The following is a 15,339-nucleotide window of genomic DNA, read 5'->3' as shown; positions in this document are numbered from 1 at the left end:
CCTAAAATAGCTTTGATGTTCCTTGTAGTATTCCTGGCAAGCTAATTTTCACATTTGTTTCACCTTCTAAATAAGGCATACTTGAAACCCATTTCCCATTGTTTAAATCATGCTTTTTTTGTTTTGTTTCAATTTCTTCTTCTGTTAGCCATTGGAGAGTATTAGATGGACAAACACTAGCACACATTGGCGGAATACCATCCTTTGTACGATCTATACATAAATCACATTTGTACATTAAGTTTTGTTCTGTATCAAATTTTGGAATACCGTATGGACAAGCAATTGTACAGTTTTGACATCCGATACATTTCTCAACTAGTGCAGATAATACAGCACCTGTTTCATGAATTTGAATCGCTTGGGCCGGACAACTTCTTGCACAAGCAGGATTTACACAATGTAAACACATTAGTGGCATAGTTTGTTTGTTCACTAGTGGATTAACATCATACACATAATTTCGATTTCGTTCTTCATGTCCACCACATTGAGTACAAGCAGCAAGACATGAACGACATCCAATACAATTTTCTAATTCAAGATAAAGTCTTTTTTTCAACTTAATCCACCGTCCTTACTTCTAGCTTTTCAATCTGTGATGCACATGCTTTAAATTCAGGCATTCTTGAAATGGGATCAAGAGCAGCAATCGTTAGTAGATTAATTGATTCTTCATGTCCAAAGTGGTATGGAACGAAAACAGTATCTTCACGTATTGCTTCTGTGATTTTCACTTTATATTGACATTCACCTCTACGTGTATAAAGGCGAATCATTTCCTCATGGACAATTCCATAAATTTGCGCTGTTTTTGGATGTATCTCAACATATGGCTCAGGACACATATCATGAAGAAATGGGATCCTTCTAGTCTGATTTCCTGATAAGTAATGATACACAACCCGACCTGTCGTTAATCGAAGTGGATATTCTTGACATGGCTCTTCAGCAGGTGGTCGATATGGTAATGCACAGATTTTTGCTTTCCCATCAGGATGATAGAATTTTTTATCTAAGAACATATGTGGTGTACCTTTATCTTGCTCATCTTTACATGGCCAGAACACCCCATCTTGTTTGTCGATTTTATCCCAAGTAGCACCATAATAATCGGCATAACCACCTTTGGTTGCACGACGAAATTCATCAGCTACATCTCTCGCGTTTTTTAAATAAGAAAAATATTTTCCCTTTCCAAGTTTTTCAGCTAATTCAACTTGTATAAGCCAATCAGGCTTAGAGTCACCAATTGGTTCTTGAGCTTTATTGATTTTAATAATTCTTCCTTCAAGATTTGTAACTGTGCCCTCATCTTCAGACCAAGTTACTGAAGGTAAAATCACATCTGCAAACTCAGCAGATTCTGACAAATAAAAATCAGAGCAAACCATAAAATCTAAATTTTTAAGGGCACTTCTTACAAAGTTTAAATTAGGAGCAGAAACAGCTGGATTTGAACAAAGTAAATACAAGCCGCGAATTACTTTTTCTTCCATTAATTCGAACATCTCATATGCAGAAACACCTGGTCCAGGCATTTCTTCAGGCGTTATTCCCCATACCTCACAAACCTCTTCAACATGCTTAGGATTCGTAATTTTTCGATAACCTGGTAATAAATCTGATTTCTGCCCATGTTCACGACCACCTTGCCCATTTCCTTGCCCAGTAAATGTTGCAACACCTGCTTTTGGGCGACCGATTTTTCCTGTGATCAAAGCCATATTCACATAACCTGAAACATTATCAACACCTTTATGCTGCTGCTCAATTCCTCTTGCAAACATCACAATCGCATTCGGCGCCTTTCCATATATATCAGCAGCTCTAATTATTTTTTCTATTGAAACGCCTGTTATTTCACTTGTGTAAGCTGGAGTAAACTCCTTTACTAATTCTTTGGTTTCTTCAAAACCATTCGTATGTTTATTGATAAAGCCTTCATCAATATAGTTGTTTTCGATCAGTAAATGTAGAATTCCATTTGCTAATGCTAGATCAGTTCCAGGTTTTAAATCCAAATGCACATCAGCTCTTCTCGCTAGAGGTGTTTCCCGAGGGTCTGCGACAATTAAGTAGCCTCCTCTTTCTTGAACAGACCACACACGGAACATTGAAGTTGGGTGACATTCAGCTGTATTACTTCCGGCAATAAATAAACAATCTGTTTCATGAATATCAGTCCAAGGTAATGTTGAACCTCTGTCAACTCCAAAGGACCTTAGAAAACCACCAGCAGCACTTGACATACAGAAGCGACCATTATAATCAATATATTTAGTTCCTAATGCAACTCTTGCAAATTTCCCTGTTAAATAGCATTTTTCATTTGTCATAGACACACCACTAAAAACAGAAAGAGAATCTTTACCGTAATTTTCTTGTAGCTCCGAAAACTTCTTTGTAATTAATTCGTATGCTTCATCCCAAGTTGCTTCACGAAATCCCTCTTTCGTTCCTTTTAAATTTGAGTTATCGCGAATTAGTGGCTTTAAAATCCGATCTTTATGATTTGTTTGCTGATAAGCTGTTACACCTTTTGGGCACATTTTCCCTACCGTAACAGGCCAGTCATAGCGAGGTTCAACACCAATTATCTTGTTCGTTATTGTATTAACCCTCAAATTCATTCCACATTGCATTCCACAGTAGCTACAATGTGTTTTGATTAACTGTTCATTTGGATGATTCAGGTTTTCGACTTCTTTATAAAACTTATCCCTTTGCATGTTGATTAGCCTCCTTCACCTTAATTTCATGAGTAGGAATTCCTGAGAATCTTGAAATTCGATATTTTCTTCTGCATGGTAAACATAGTTCTGTTAAATGAAATCCATCTTCCATTTTAAAATCTATTGAATTTATATTGAGCACATCTCTAACATCTGTCGATTGCTCTACAGATACAAACGTATCTCCACACACCATACATTTCTTCATTGCTTGTTCTGCATAATGTTCTCGGTAATTTCTTGCAAAAACACTTAAAGGTCTAAAAGGAATATGTGCTAGCTTTCCAAAAGGAAGATAAATGAGTGTAATGATTACTGAGAATTGATGGATTAAAGACATGATCGGTTGACCCCACCCATGAAGAAAAACATTCATAAAAGTTAGTGCTAACCCTGTGATCGATATAAAAAGCAATAAATAAAGTGGTAAAAAATCATACATAAAGGTTTGTTCTGCTCTAGCTTGCATATTTTTCAAACGTCGGTACAGCGCCATACAAACTCCGATAATCACCATAATGGCTGTAAAATTGAGAGCATTATAAAAGAAAAAAGCAATAATGCCATCTGCTTTTACATTCATCAAATTAATACCTAATGCGACAACAGTGTAATAGCCATTTTCCTCCATCGTAAAATACATCCAACCAAAAACTAATGGGAAAGTAACAAAACAAGAAAGAATGCAACCCCAGCCCATTAAGATGTGCTGTGTCCAACGATAGATTCCTCTGTTCCAAATAAAGTTATATGTAACAAGTTGCTCGGTCGTTGTTTTTGGAGTTGATTTTCTAAATAAAAGCTTCAACCCTTTTTTGATAAAAATCTTAGTAGGTGGTCTTTCACCCCACGCAATAAATCGGTAAAAAAATCCTCCTATAAAAACAATCGTTCCTACCATGTATCCGTATAAATTTAAATCAACATGTGTAAACATTCTCGTAGATATAAAAGACAAAAAAATAAGTGCCGTAACTGTTAAAAACATTGATTTTGCAAAATGTGATGCAAACGCATCATTAATTGATTGTTTCTGTTTTTTTTGAATTGGTACAAAATCCTCCATAGCTGATCCTCCTTGTGTTCGTTCAACTTTAGTTAAAATCAATTACATAGAACCTATTCATTACATCAATAATTTTCCGAAATTAGTGAATTGTCATCTAAAACAATAAATTCACACCTTAAAAGATTTATTTAAGATATTTCTTTTCGATTTCAACTATAAAATAGAATCATTTATAGAGATGTGATATTTCTCACAAAGCTTTTTTCCGATTACTGTTATGCTTAAAAAGATTCACAGTATAACTAATTGGAGGTTTTATTGAAATGGCACATATGTTTAATGAATCATCAAATGTTGGGGAAGTTGTTCGGACGTTTCCTAAAGCTAGTGATTTTTTCAAATCTTATAGAATTGATTTTTGCTGTGGGGGAAATCGACAGCTTATCGAGGCAATTTTAGAAAGGAACCTTCCTGCTCAACAACTTATTACAGAATTAAATGAACTCTATGAGGAGTCAAAGAATCAGATTATTATTGATTGGGAGATTGCAAGTAATCGTGAACTAATTGATCATATTGTAAGTAAGCACCACCGTTATTTAAATGAAGAATTACCAACATTAAGTCCGTACGTAACAAAGGTGGCTCGAGTACATGGAGGTACACAACCACATTTAGCAAAACTTTATCAATTATTCAATGAGTTAAAGAATGACTTAGTGACCCATCTAATGAAAGAGGAATCTGAAGACTTTCCACTTATACTTAAATTGGAAGAATCCCCTTCTGATCAATTAATAGAAGAATTTAGTATCAAAATGAGAGAATTAGTGAATGAACATAACCATGCTGGTGATTTAATGAAGGAAATGAGAGAAATCACCAATGATTTCACTCCACCTGAAAATGCGTGTGGAACATACCGAGTTGTTTATCAAAGACTTGAAGCACTTGAAAATGATTTATTTGACCATATCCATCTTGAAAATAATGTTTTGTTTCCAAGGGTAGCTGCAGCAGTTGGGGTTAGTATATAGTTTCATTTATATATCGGAAAAAATCTTAAAAACCCGCTTCATCACTTAGTTGAGTGTGTGAAACGGGCTTTATTTTTGGTTTATTGTCACATATTATTTTGTTTTTCAATGAATTTTTAGGAACTGATACAAATGACTCCATTTCGCTCCAAATACAAGGTTCACCAGCCAAGAAGTCAAGCCTCCTCTGTACATTCCACTGTAACAACTTCGAAATCAACATTCCTCCACGAAGTGAAAGAAAATTATGTTATAATCAATTTTGTGTTTTAAAAGAAGTATTTCATATATACATTTAAAAACAATTCCGAGTAATTCGATCGGAGGAGGTTTTACTACTGATGAAAGATTTCCCTAATTTTCTAGAGTCTGTCATTCTATCGTTTCGTAAAAGATCAATTTTCCGAAGAAACCCTATTGATGCATCAAATGGAGCATTAATTATGGCTATAGGTATATTATTGATTAGTATACATTCACGCTTTCAGCACATTTTTATTTTCACTCTTGATTTAGCATTATTAATTATATGGCTATATCTATTTGCTACTTTCCTTAAAACTGCATTAAAAGGATCATTTCGTAGGAGATATTTAACACATCCTGTCCAAAGCTTTGCAGTTGGGACTTGGATTGCGGGTACATCCATACTATGTTTTTTATTTTTCAAACAGTATCCACAGTACAAAACAATTATTGCAGTTATATCTATTCTTAATGGTGGATTATGGATATTTTACTTATTTAGCTGCATACGATGTTATCAAGTGATTTTCAAATCCAAGTACTTTGAAAAGGTTCATGGCATCCTCTTACTATCAACAGTAAGCACACAATCATTAGTCATTGTATATGGAAATTTATTTGACAATTATTTTGCCTATATCCTTACTAAAATACTAATTAATATAGGAATCTTCCTATATATCATTAACATTCTCTTCATCTTAAAACGATATCTAACAATCTCTTGGAATGTATCAGATGACTGGAAAAATACAAATTGCATTATTCATGGCGCTATATCTATTACTGGAGTAGCAGCTATCATGTCTGAATCAATAAATTTTGATAGTATAGTATATATCTGGTTCGTCGCCATTTGTCTGTTTATCTTCATTGAAGGGATAGAAGTGTGGAGAATGTTTGCACGAGTTAAACGCTATAGTATTCATCATGCAATTGGACATTATCATGTTTCTCAATGGGCACGTAATTTTACCTTTGGAACATTTTATGTATTTACAATGAACCTTGATTTAACAAATACGAGTTTTCATAACCAGTCTATACTTTATTTTACAAAAAATATGATTATAAATGCTGGCCTACCTGTCTTGATATTTCTCCTTGTCTTTGAAAGTATATTATTCTTAAAAGCTACATTGCCTTTTGGTGAAATAAATGGAGTGTATAGATCTACTATAAAAAAGGTCTTCATTCGCGCTAGATAGAAACGGAAATCATAAAAGGCTTCCTCCAACAAGTTTAGGAGGAAGCCTTTTTGTATGTTATCTTACTTACTCTAAAACAAATCCTTTAGAAACAGGCATCATACTCGTCTCTTCTAAACTTTCACCTTTCCAAACTAACACTTTTACTTTATTTCCTTCCACATTCTTCGGAAGCTTTAATCCCAACTTATAGGTTTCTTCCTTACCTTTTGAGATTTGTTTCGATGTGGATTTCATGTCTACCATTTTGTTATCAGCATCATATAATGCCATAACTACCATTATTGATTCTTTTGAATTTGAGTTATTTGTTACAGATGTCGTTACATCTAATTGTTTGTTAGCTTCTAGTTTATCTAAGCTAAATTTATTTTTTGTTTGATATCCAGTATTTTCGATAACTGTAACATGTGCTTTTACCTCGATTGTTGGTCCAACAACAAGGCCATCTTCGTTAGGTGTACCAAAGTTTGGTGTGGCATCATCGTTCCAAGTTAATTTCTTTACTCTAGTATGGCGATTAGGATCGTATAAAGGATCACCGTCGATTTCTTTATAAGAACGAGAATGGTAGACAAGGATATCTGTTACACCATCTTCTGCTACAGTAAATGTACTATGTCCTGGACCATATTGACTGGTTGAGTCATTACTTTCCATAACAGGTTCTGGTGATTTATACCAAGATTTTGGATCCATTAAATCACTTGTATCAGAAGCTGTTAATAATCCAATAGCATAGTTAGAGTCTGTGGCACTTGCACTAAATGAAACAAATATTTTTCCATTTCTTTTGATCACATCTGGTCCTTCATTTACCCAGAATCCGCGTCTTTCCCATTCATAATCAGGAGTTGCAAGAAGCATTGGTTTTCCTTTGATTGTCCATGCATTTTCCATTTCTGCCATGTATAGATTTGATATGCCTTCTTCTTTTTGTGCCCAAATAAAATATCTTTTTCTGTTATGCTCAAAGATTGTTGCATCTAAAGAGAAGTCAGTGAAAGAAAAAGCATCCTCTTCTGATTTTTGAACCATTCCCTTTTCAAGCCAAGTACCAGTTAACGGATTTTCATCACCTGATTCAAGAACATAAGGTCTGATTTTCCAAATATCATCAGAATGTCCTGCAGCGAAGTGGATATACCACTTTCCATCAACAAAGTGAATTTCTGGAGCCCAGATGTGAACAGCCATTTCTCCTGATTCGTGTGCTTCCCATATTGTGACTTCTTCTGCATTTGCTAAACCTTGAATTGTTTTTGCACGTCTCATCACAATTCGATTGTATTCTGGTACTGATGCTGTGAAATAGTAGTAGCCATCACTATGCTTATAAATATTTGGATCAGCTCTTTGCTCAATAAGAGGGTTTGTGTAATTATATTTTGCAGCAGCTCCCTCTACTGTAAAGCTACCTGTTTTTGCGTATTGATTTTTATTTACTTCATTCCAATCAACAGCTAACTGATCTGTCATGCCATTACTATAATGTGCTGTTACCGTATCTGGTAAATTTGGTTCAACGTTTTGAGCAGTAGTTACATGCACATCGTCAACACTTACTAGATCTGCTACATGTATATTTGCGACTGCTTTAATATCTGTGTCATAAACTTTGCCATTTACTTTAAATGAATTTGATTTTGACAGCTTTTCTAAAGAATAATCTTCCCATTCCACACTCATCTCTCCTTGAGAATCATCATAATAGGTTACAACGACTTTCTCAGGCAGCTTTGGCGGGAAATTTTTTGGTGTCATCACATTTAGCTCTTCTACAGAAACAATGTTATCAGCAAGAACTGTTACACTATAGTCCTTTGTGTCTGTATAACCATTTCGGCTAAATGTAGCTGTTAACGTAATTGTCGCATTTTCCTCTTTTAGTGAAGGTCTTTTCACATTGCCATCATTTGAAATAACATTTTGATTATTTGATGACCATGAAACTGTGACACCATTATCTGCTACACTTGGTAAATCCATGTTACTTACAATAGCTGATGTATCTCCTAAGCTAAAAGATTCTTTCGCTTTATTAACAGCATCTTCATCTGAAAAGGATTCTGCTATCACTAGACTGATTTCTTCTTCGTTTAAACCTTCATTGTAAATTCTAAAATCACTAATTTTCCCGTCAAGATAAGGATCTGCTGCATAATTTGATCTTCCGATAAAATTACGAGTTGTAAGACCTGGAGCACGATCATCTGTTAATTTGCTTACTGGTAGTCCATTACTATAAATCGTATATTGATCACCAATTTTTGAAATTGCTAGATGTGTCCATTCTCCAACCTTAGGTGCTCCTGATGCTGCTGTTGTAATCGATCCTCTCATATCTAAGCGAAGATTAGGTGTTAGAAAAACCGTCGACTGATTTGCTCCATTTCCGAAATCAAAAATTCTTGCCCAATCTCCAGTTTTTGAATCTAAGTACACCCATGTTGATAAAGTAAAATCATCGACATTATTTACAATTCCTGATGGAAGAGTAACATGCTGCTTATTATTGTGATCTAAGTCAATTGATTGCTTAGATTCAACAGTTTGTAAGGTCCCACCATTCACAGATGTACCATGCATCCCAGAGCCTGATAGATCTGGTACCAAATCTCCCTGCAATCGATCAAATTTGTACCATGCTACTAAATCTCCAGAAACATTCGTTGTCACATAAACAAACGCCTCTACTTTTTCAGACATTCCTTCTACTGTTCCGTTAATCGTAAAGCTCGTTCCTGCTGTACGGTATTGATCTTCATTTATTGTGTCCCACGTCACATTTACCTCATCACTTGAATTGTCAGCATAAAACACTTCAATAGTAGCTGGGAGATTCGGTAAAGATCCTTCAGTTGTTGAAACAGATATTGTTTCAACTGAAGTAATTTCTTTATCCGTAGTAACAGTTATATTTGCCTTTGCTTTAACTGTTGAACCTTCGATCAGTCCCTCTATAACATAAGCTCCTGCTGAAGCATATTTGTCTGTAGGAATTTCATTCCATACTACTGGGCGCTTTTCAGTAGCATTATTAGAATATGTTACATTCACTTCTTCTGGTAGCTTTGGTTCAGTACCAACAACAGTTGTTACATTCACTTCTTCCACTTCTTTAATATCAAATGAAAAATCAGCTAATTCTCTGATGTCATTAAGACTAAGTGCTTTGTTATAAATTCTGAAATCAGAAACTTTTCCATGTAATCCTTTATTTTCAACTTGCTCATGTGCCATCGCATGATATCCAATATAATTCGTTGCTGAGACAATATCACCCGAATCAATTCCGATCGGCTCTGAGCCTTGTAGTACACCATTAATATAATGATGCATCGTTTGCTCTGAAATAACAGTTGCTACATGAACCCATTCATTTATTGGAATACCTGCTGTTTCGATTGATGGAAATGGGGAAGGTCCAAATAATTCTAGCATTCCATTTTCACCAGCAGATTTTAATGCATAATTAATCGCATAATCAGCATTTGCTGTAAAATCACCAATGCTATACAATGTTGCCCAATCCTTTGCCGACTCCACGTTTACCCATGTACTAATTGTTACATTCTTCGTTTCGTCAAGTATTCCTGAAGGCATTGTCACAAAGTCTTGGTCACCATCTAATTGAACTGCCCCACCCTTTTCGGCAGATACAAGTGTAGCATTATTATTTAGTACACCATCATGATCATGACCTGATTGATCTTTTACTGTTTTAGAATCTGGTGATTGTTCAAAGTTGTACCAAAGAATAAGATTATTTTCCAAGTCATTTGTTGCTGCCGTAATGGTTGGTATCACACTTGCTGGAAACATACTAAACAAAATGGCTAAAACAGATAAAACTGAAACCATCTTTCTCATACTATATCCTCCCTCACTTTCTACTTCTCAATTCTATTATTCTTGTATTTTTCTTTTTCTCATAAAAATCGTAAATACTCCACCTACTATTAAAAGAGCACCAATAACTAGATAGTTAAACATGCTAGTAGCAGTACTAGGGAGACCTTTTCCATCTTTGTTCTTTGAATCATCATTTTTATCAGTTGGCGATTCAGCTTTATCACCTGGATTTTCTTTATCCTTATTAGGACCATCTTTATCTCCTGAATCTGTAGTGTCTACTGTATAGGTAAAGCTAGATTTATACACTTTTTCCAAATCAGCAGCACCAATACTCACCTGAAATACTCCATTTACCTCATCATTTAGTTTAAATTCAAAAGCAAAGCTGCCATGATCATTCGTAGTCGTTTGATCTAGATAAGCGAAATTCCCGTTTGGATCTTCTACTTTCACGGTAATGTCTCTTCCAGATTGATTTTTCAAGATTCCTTCAATATTGATTTCTTTTGATTTTGAATTGCTAGATATCACGACATCCTTAATCTCAATCGGATTTTCTTCATGCTTTTTGACCTCAACATTTGTTTTTGCAGAGTAGTTACCATCCTCTGACACAGCAATAATCTCTGTTGATCCCGCTGTTTTTCCCTTTAGAGTGATTGACGTTTCACCTGTTTTAGCGTCATAAGTAGATTCAGAGATTGTCGCAACATCTGAATTACTAGAATAAAAGGATACTTTTTTATTAAGAGCTGTGTTAGGTGTTACTTTTGCATGTAGAGTTGTTGATGTTCCTTCTTCTAATGTTAGTGAAGTCTTGTCTAACACAACTTCTGTAGCATCTGCTTCAGCTAATTGAAGTGTAGCTCGGCTATTTTTTTCAGCTGAATCTACTGCATTTACACCAAATGTAAAATTATCTCGTTGATATAAATATAAATTTTCATCATTGAGAGTTTGTAAAGATACCCAGTTCTTATCTGCTAATCCTGGAACCTTCTTAAACGTTGCCGATTCTTTAAAGCTATCTGTTCCATCATGTTTCTTCAGTTCTACATCTGAACCATTTCTTACTAAATAAAAGCCCGGCTTATTCTCCGATTGAAAGGAAATAAAGTCCTCTCCATTATTTGCTAGACCAGCAACAGTATGCCATCTAGAATCTAAGCTGTTATTATCAATAGGATCAACTCTAAGAGCACCATTTAAATGACGCACATATCTGTTTTGATCATGAAATGATTTCATAGAAAAGCTAGAATCGCTTATTCCAGATGCCGTAGGAGTAATCTTTTGAATTGTGCCATCAAGGTTGTAGTTCAATTTCTCAATTGCTACTGATCTACGATAATTTCCACCTGTAGGAAGAGCTGCCGTATGATAAATGAAATACCATTCATCTTCAAACTCTAGAACAGCTTGATGACTTGTTCCACTGCTATCAAGCGTATCCATAAGCTTTCCTTTATACTCCCATGGACCTGTTGGGCTATCACTCATTGCATAAACTAACTCTTCTGGATAATTTTGCATATGTTAAATAATACTTTCCTTCATATTTGTGAAGAAAAGGTGCTTCAGTAAACGTACCAGGCATATTTGCAATATCTACCTTGTGGATATCACCATCGAGCTCAATCATATTTTCTTTTAATTTTGCATAATAAAGATGAGTATTTCCCCAGTATAAATATGCTTGACCGTCATCATCGATATACACTGTTGGATCAATATCATCCCAAGAATCTGATCCCATATTTTCCGGGTTTTCAGTATCGGTACTAATAACAAGCGGACCACCAATCGCATCTTTAAATCCACCTGCTGGATTATCAGATACAGCAACACCAAGTGCAAACCCTGGTGCATTCGGATCACTATTGTCAACTGTTACATACCAATAAAATTTACCGTCTCTTTCAATTGCTTGTGAAGCCCATGCAGAATCCCCTGTTGCCCACTCAAATTCTGTACGTGGCATAGATCCTTCTAGCTTCCAATTTGATAAATCACTAGAAGAATAGATGCTCCATTTTTTCAACACAAAGAAATCTCCATTTGTAGCCGCTTCATCATGACCTGTATACAGATAAGCTTTCCCATCATGTACAATTGCTGCTGGATCAGCACTAAATTGATCCTTAATAACAGGATTATCCGCTTTCGAAATTGGAACGAACGATCCGATCATTAGTAACACCATGAGAAGCATTATGATTGTTTTTTTCATGGTTTTCCTCCCACATTTAATGTTGTTTCACTTACTCTTACTTTTTAAGTATTTCTTAATGAAAGGAGAACTGACTATTACAAATCAAAGAGTCAGCTCCCCTTAGTAATCTATATATCCGTCTTTCTTCTTGTTCTTGTGGCAGTGAATCCTCCAATTACTAATAACACTAGTCCGATAACTAGATAGTTATATAGTGATGTTGCTGTTGCTGGTAATAGATTTCCTGATTGTTGTTTCTCTTCATTATTTGGTGATTCTTCTCCATCTGTTGGTGGTTCTTCACCGTCTGTTGGTGGCTCTTCTCCACCTGTTGGCGGCTCTTCTCCATCTGTCGGTGGTTCCTCTCCATCTGTCGGTGGTTCCTCTCCATCTGTTGGCGGTTCTTCACCGTCTGTTGGTGGCTCCTCTCCATCTGCTGGTGGCTCTTCTCCATCTGTTGGCGGTTCTTCACCGTCTGTTGGTGGCTCTTCACCATCTGTTGGTGGCTCTTCTCCATCTGTCGGTGGTTCTTCTCCATCTGTTGGCGGCTCTTCTCCGTCTGTTGGCGGCTCTTCTCCGTCTGTTGGCGGTTCCTCTCCATCCCCTGGCTCGGTTACATCAACACCAACACCAGGAATATTAATTTTCAATCGCTCAAATTCCTTTTTTGTTAGTGAAAGAACATCACCATGTCTAGGTCGATCAGGTAAGTTAATATCCTCTGAAAGCTTCCAATCTGCTGAAGCGATATCATTTGTTTCAAAAAGTGTATAACCTCTACCATTTCCATATTCGTCAATTAACAAGTAGAATTTATCTTCATCAGTATTTGATTGGAATATTTCTGCTCCTTCACCATGATCAAGAACATCCATACCAATTCCTTCTTTTGTTAATTCAAAATCTCCAAAGAATGAATCTCCAACTTCTTGAAAAACATGTTCTCTAATTTCTTCTCCGGCTAACTCTTTTTCTGTATAATACGTTCCTTTTGTAATACGGTAGACTTTGTCTTTATAATCAATAGCAACGGTGTCTAAAATATCATGACCTAAATCTAATAATGTTTCTGGTTCAGTAAATGTGTAGAAGTCTCGTGTTTTTGCATACATGATTCGGTTGTGACTTGCTCCATTTCCATAGCGATCAGCTACGCTATCATAAACAAATGAAGACCAGTAAACGATATACTCTCCTGTAGAATCGTCATAATAAACCTCTGGTGCCCATGTATTTCCTGTTTCTGGTGAAGTAATTTCAACCATTCTTTGTTTAGACCAATTAACTAAATCTGTAGATTCCCAAATCATAAGAGAATTACTACCTTCTCTAACTGTTCTCCCCCAATTTCCATTTGTTCCATAAACTTTTAAATCTGTTGCAAGTAAATAGAACTTGTCTCCTTCAGGTGATCTGATAATCGAAGGATCTCTTAAACCTTTCTCACCTAACGTACTAGTAAGAACAGGATCACCATTATTTATTTCATTCCACTCTGTTACATCATTACCATCACTTAATGCAAAGCGAATCTGTTCTCCATCTGCATACGCTTCTCCATTAAAATAAGTCATTAAATATGCTGCATATTCTTCATCCTTCACTGGCATTTCTGTAACAGAAACAGTAAAGTCCTTTACAACAGATTGTCCATTAAGACTAAGTGTTGCTTTTAGCTCCACTGTTACATCACCTTTACCATGTTCAGGTCTATTCACTTCTCCTGTTGTTGTCACAACATTAGAATCACTTGTTTCCCATGAAATTGTTGAGCCATTTTCACCTTTAGTTGGTAAAGGTAGGTTTCCTCGTACATCGCTTGCATGGTAAATCTTTAAAGCATCAGCATCCTCTTGTAATGCCACTGATTCTTCAAGTCCTTTTAAAACTTTTAATGTAAACTCCTTTGTTTGTGTTGTTTGTCCATCAGTTACAGTTGCTGTTAACACAACAGTTTGATCTCCTTCACTATACAAAGGTCTTGTTACTTTTCCCTCATTGCTAATGATGTCTTGATTATTCGATTGCCAAGTAATCGTTGTTTCATATGCACCTTTTTCAGGTAGCTGTAAATCTGTCATAATTTCATTTTCATTTTCGTTGTACTTCAGAAAAGAACTTACCTCAAGTTGATTTATCGCAAAGTTTACAAAGTATCCACCTAACCCGCCAATCGCGTCAATCTTCTTTTCCGCTTCAGAATATAAAACGCTTACATCCTGTGCAGTTAAAGCTCCTCCGAAGATTTCAAAATCTGCAACCATTCCACCAAAATAAGGATCAGGTGCATAAAATGACTTTGCAATATATCCACTAATTCCGTCTGTATTTTTAATATCTTCTAATGTAAAACCATTCGTTGAACCTGTTGCAACAAGCTTTCCATCTATATAGGTTTCTAATTTTTCCTCTGCACCATTGATAACAGTTGTTACTAACTTCCAATCAGTTGCAGGTAATTTAGGTGATGCTGCAAATGTTTCATTTCTCCATGCGTCTGTTGCGATTCCGAGGCGATCTGTCGCTCCACCAATATAAGATGGTGTATAGTACAAATAATGTGTATCATCTTGACCTAATCCATATAACCATTGAGCACCACCAGAGCCTTCCCAATTCACTAAAGAGGAAACAGTGACACTCTCTAACCCATCTAAAACACCATTAGGAATTTCAATATATGATGCTGTGTCTCCACCTTCAAAATTAACGACTTTTGTACCTTCATTTGTAATTAAATCAACACCTTCAGGATTTACCAGAGTGCCGTCGAATTGACCCGCACTATCAACAACAGTTGTTCCATTGATGTTACTCATATCATAATCAAGAATTTTCTCGACATTTGATGCTGCATTTACCTTTGATAAGGTTGTCGTTCCAGGTAATACAGCACATACCATAACCAAGCTTGTGATCAACGGTAGAAATTTGCTTTTTCTTTGTTTTTTCATCATTTTCTCCTCTTAATTCTTTTAATTATTTTGTTTTAGTAATCCAAAAGTTTGACCTTCAAAGCTATCACTAGCTTTGA

General features: G+C 35.7%; 9 protein-coding genes. 2 read left to right on the top strand and 7 right to left on the bottom strand.

All coding sequences use genetic code 11. The annotated features are described in order from the left end of the window. Position 1 precedes the first annotated feature (1 nt). Genes JOC75_RS17405 through JOC75_RS17395 form a run of 3 tightly spaced genes read right to left on the bottom strand, consistent with a single transcriptional unit; the run spans position 2 to position 3,801 of the window. A complete protein-coding gene (locus JOC75_RS17405) occupies positions 2-562 on the bottom strand; it encodes a 4Fe-4S dicluster domain-containing protein (RefSeq protein WP_204955254.1) in 561 nt (186 codons plus the stop codon). 1 nt (position 563) lies between these two features. Beyond that, the gene (locus JOC75_RS17400) at positions 564-2,732 is read right to left on the bottom strand and encodes a molybdopterin oxidoreductase family protein (RefSeq protein WP_204955253.1); all 2,169 of its coding nucleotides are present in this window, start codon (positions 2,730-2,732) and stop codon (positions 564-566) included. Then, complete coding sequence (locus JOC75_RS17395) at positions 2,719-3,801, bottom strand: hypothetical protein (protein WP_239589547.1); 1,083 nt, start codon at positions 3,799-3,801, stop codon at positions 2,719-2,721. Before JOC75_RS17395 ends, JOC75_RS17400 begins: the two co-directional genes overlap by 14 nt. 266 nt (positions 3,802-4,067) lie before the next feature. On the opposite strand from JOC75_RS17395, the gene ric reads away from it, so the two are divergent. Further along, positions 4,068-4,781, top strand: a complete 714-nt coding sequence (gene ric, locus JOC75_RS17390; protein WP_204955252.1) for an iron-sulfur cluster repair di-iron protein — start codon at positions 4,068-4,070, stop codon at positions 4,779-4,781. Between the two features lie 341 nt (positions 4,782-5,122). After that, positions 5,123-6,235, top strand: coding sequence for an SLAC1 family transporter (locus JOC75_RS17385; protein WP_204955251.1), 1,113 nt, complete (start codon positions 5,123-5,125; stop codon positions 6,233-6,235). Positions 6,236-6,301: 66 nt separating this feature from the next. Here the strand turns inward: JOC75_RS17385 and JOC75_RS17380 are convergent, their stop codons facing one another. The 4 genes from JOC75_RS17380 to JOC75_RS17365 all read right to left on the bottom strand — a co-directional run bounded on the left by JOC75_RS17380 (position 6,302) and on the right by JOC75_RS17365 (position 15,259). After that, the gene (locus JOC75_RS17380; protein WP_204955250.1) at positions 6,302-10,108 is read right to left on the bottom strand and encodes a family 43 glycosylhydrolase; all 3,807 of its coding nucleotides are present in this window, start codon (positions 10,106-10,108) and stop codon (positions 6,302-6,304) included. A 36-nt stretch (positions 10,109-10,144) separates the two neighbouring features. Beyond that, positions 10,145-11,626, bottom strand: coding sequence for an AbfB domain-containing protein (locus JOC75_RS17375; protein ID WP_204955249.1), 1,482 nt, complete (start codon positions 11,624-11,626; stop codon positions 10,145-10,147). Further along, positions 11,586-12,323 (bottom strand): family 43 glycosylhydrolase, encoded by a 738-nt coding sequence (locus JOC75_RS17370; RefSeq protein ID WP_204955248.1) that lies wholly within the window; start codon positions 12,321-12,323, stop codon positions 11,586-11,588. The genes JOC75_RS17375 and JOC75_RS17370 overlap by 41 nt, the downstream gene beginning before the upstream one ends. Positions 12,324-12,433: 110 nt before the next feature. Beyond that, positions 12,434-15,259, bottom strand: coding sequence for an immunoglobulin-like domain-containing protein (locus JOC75_RS17365; RefSeq protein ID WP_204955247.1), 2,826 nt, complete (start codon positions 15,257-15,259; stop codon positions 12,434-12,436). Positions 15,260-15,339 lie beyond the last annotated feature (80 nt).

The sequence above is a fragment of the Metabacillus crassostreae genome, assembly GCF_016908395.1.
Classification (GTDB): domain Bacteria; phylum Bacillota; class Bacilli; order Bacillales; family Bacillaceae; genus Metabacillus; species Metabacillus crassostreae.
The sequence above is the reverse complement of the archived record's forward strand: the minus strand, read 5'-3'. Positions and strand labels throughout refer to the sequence as shown.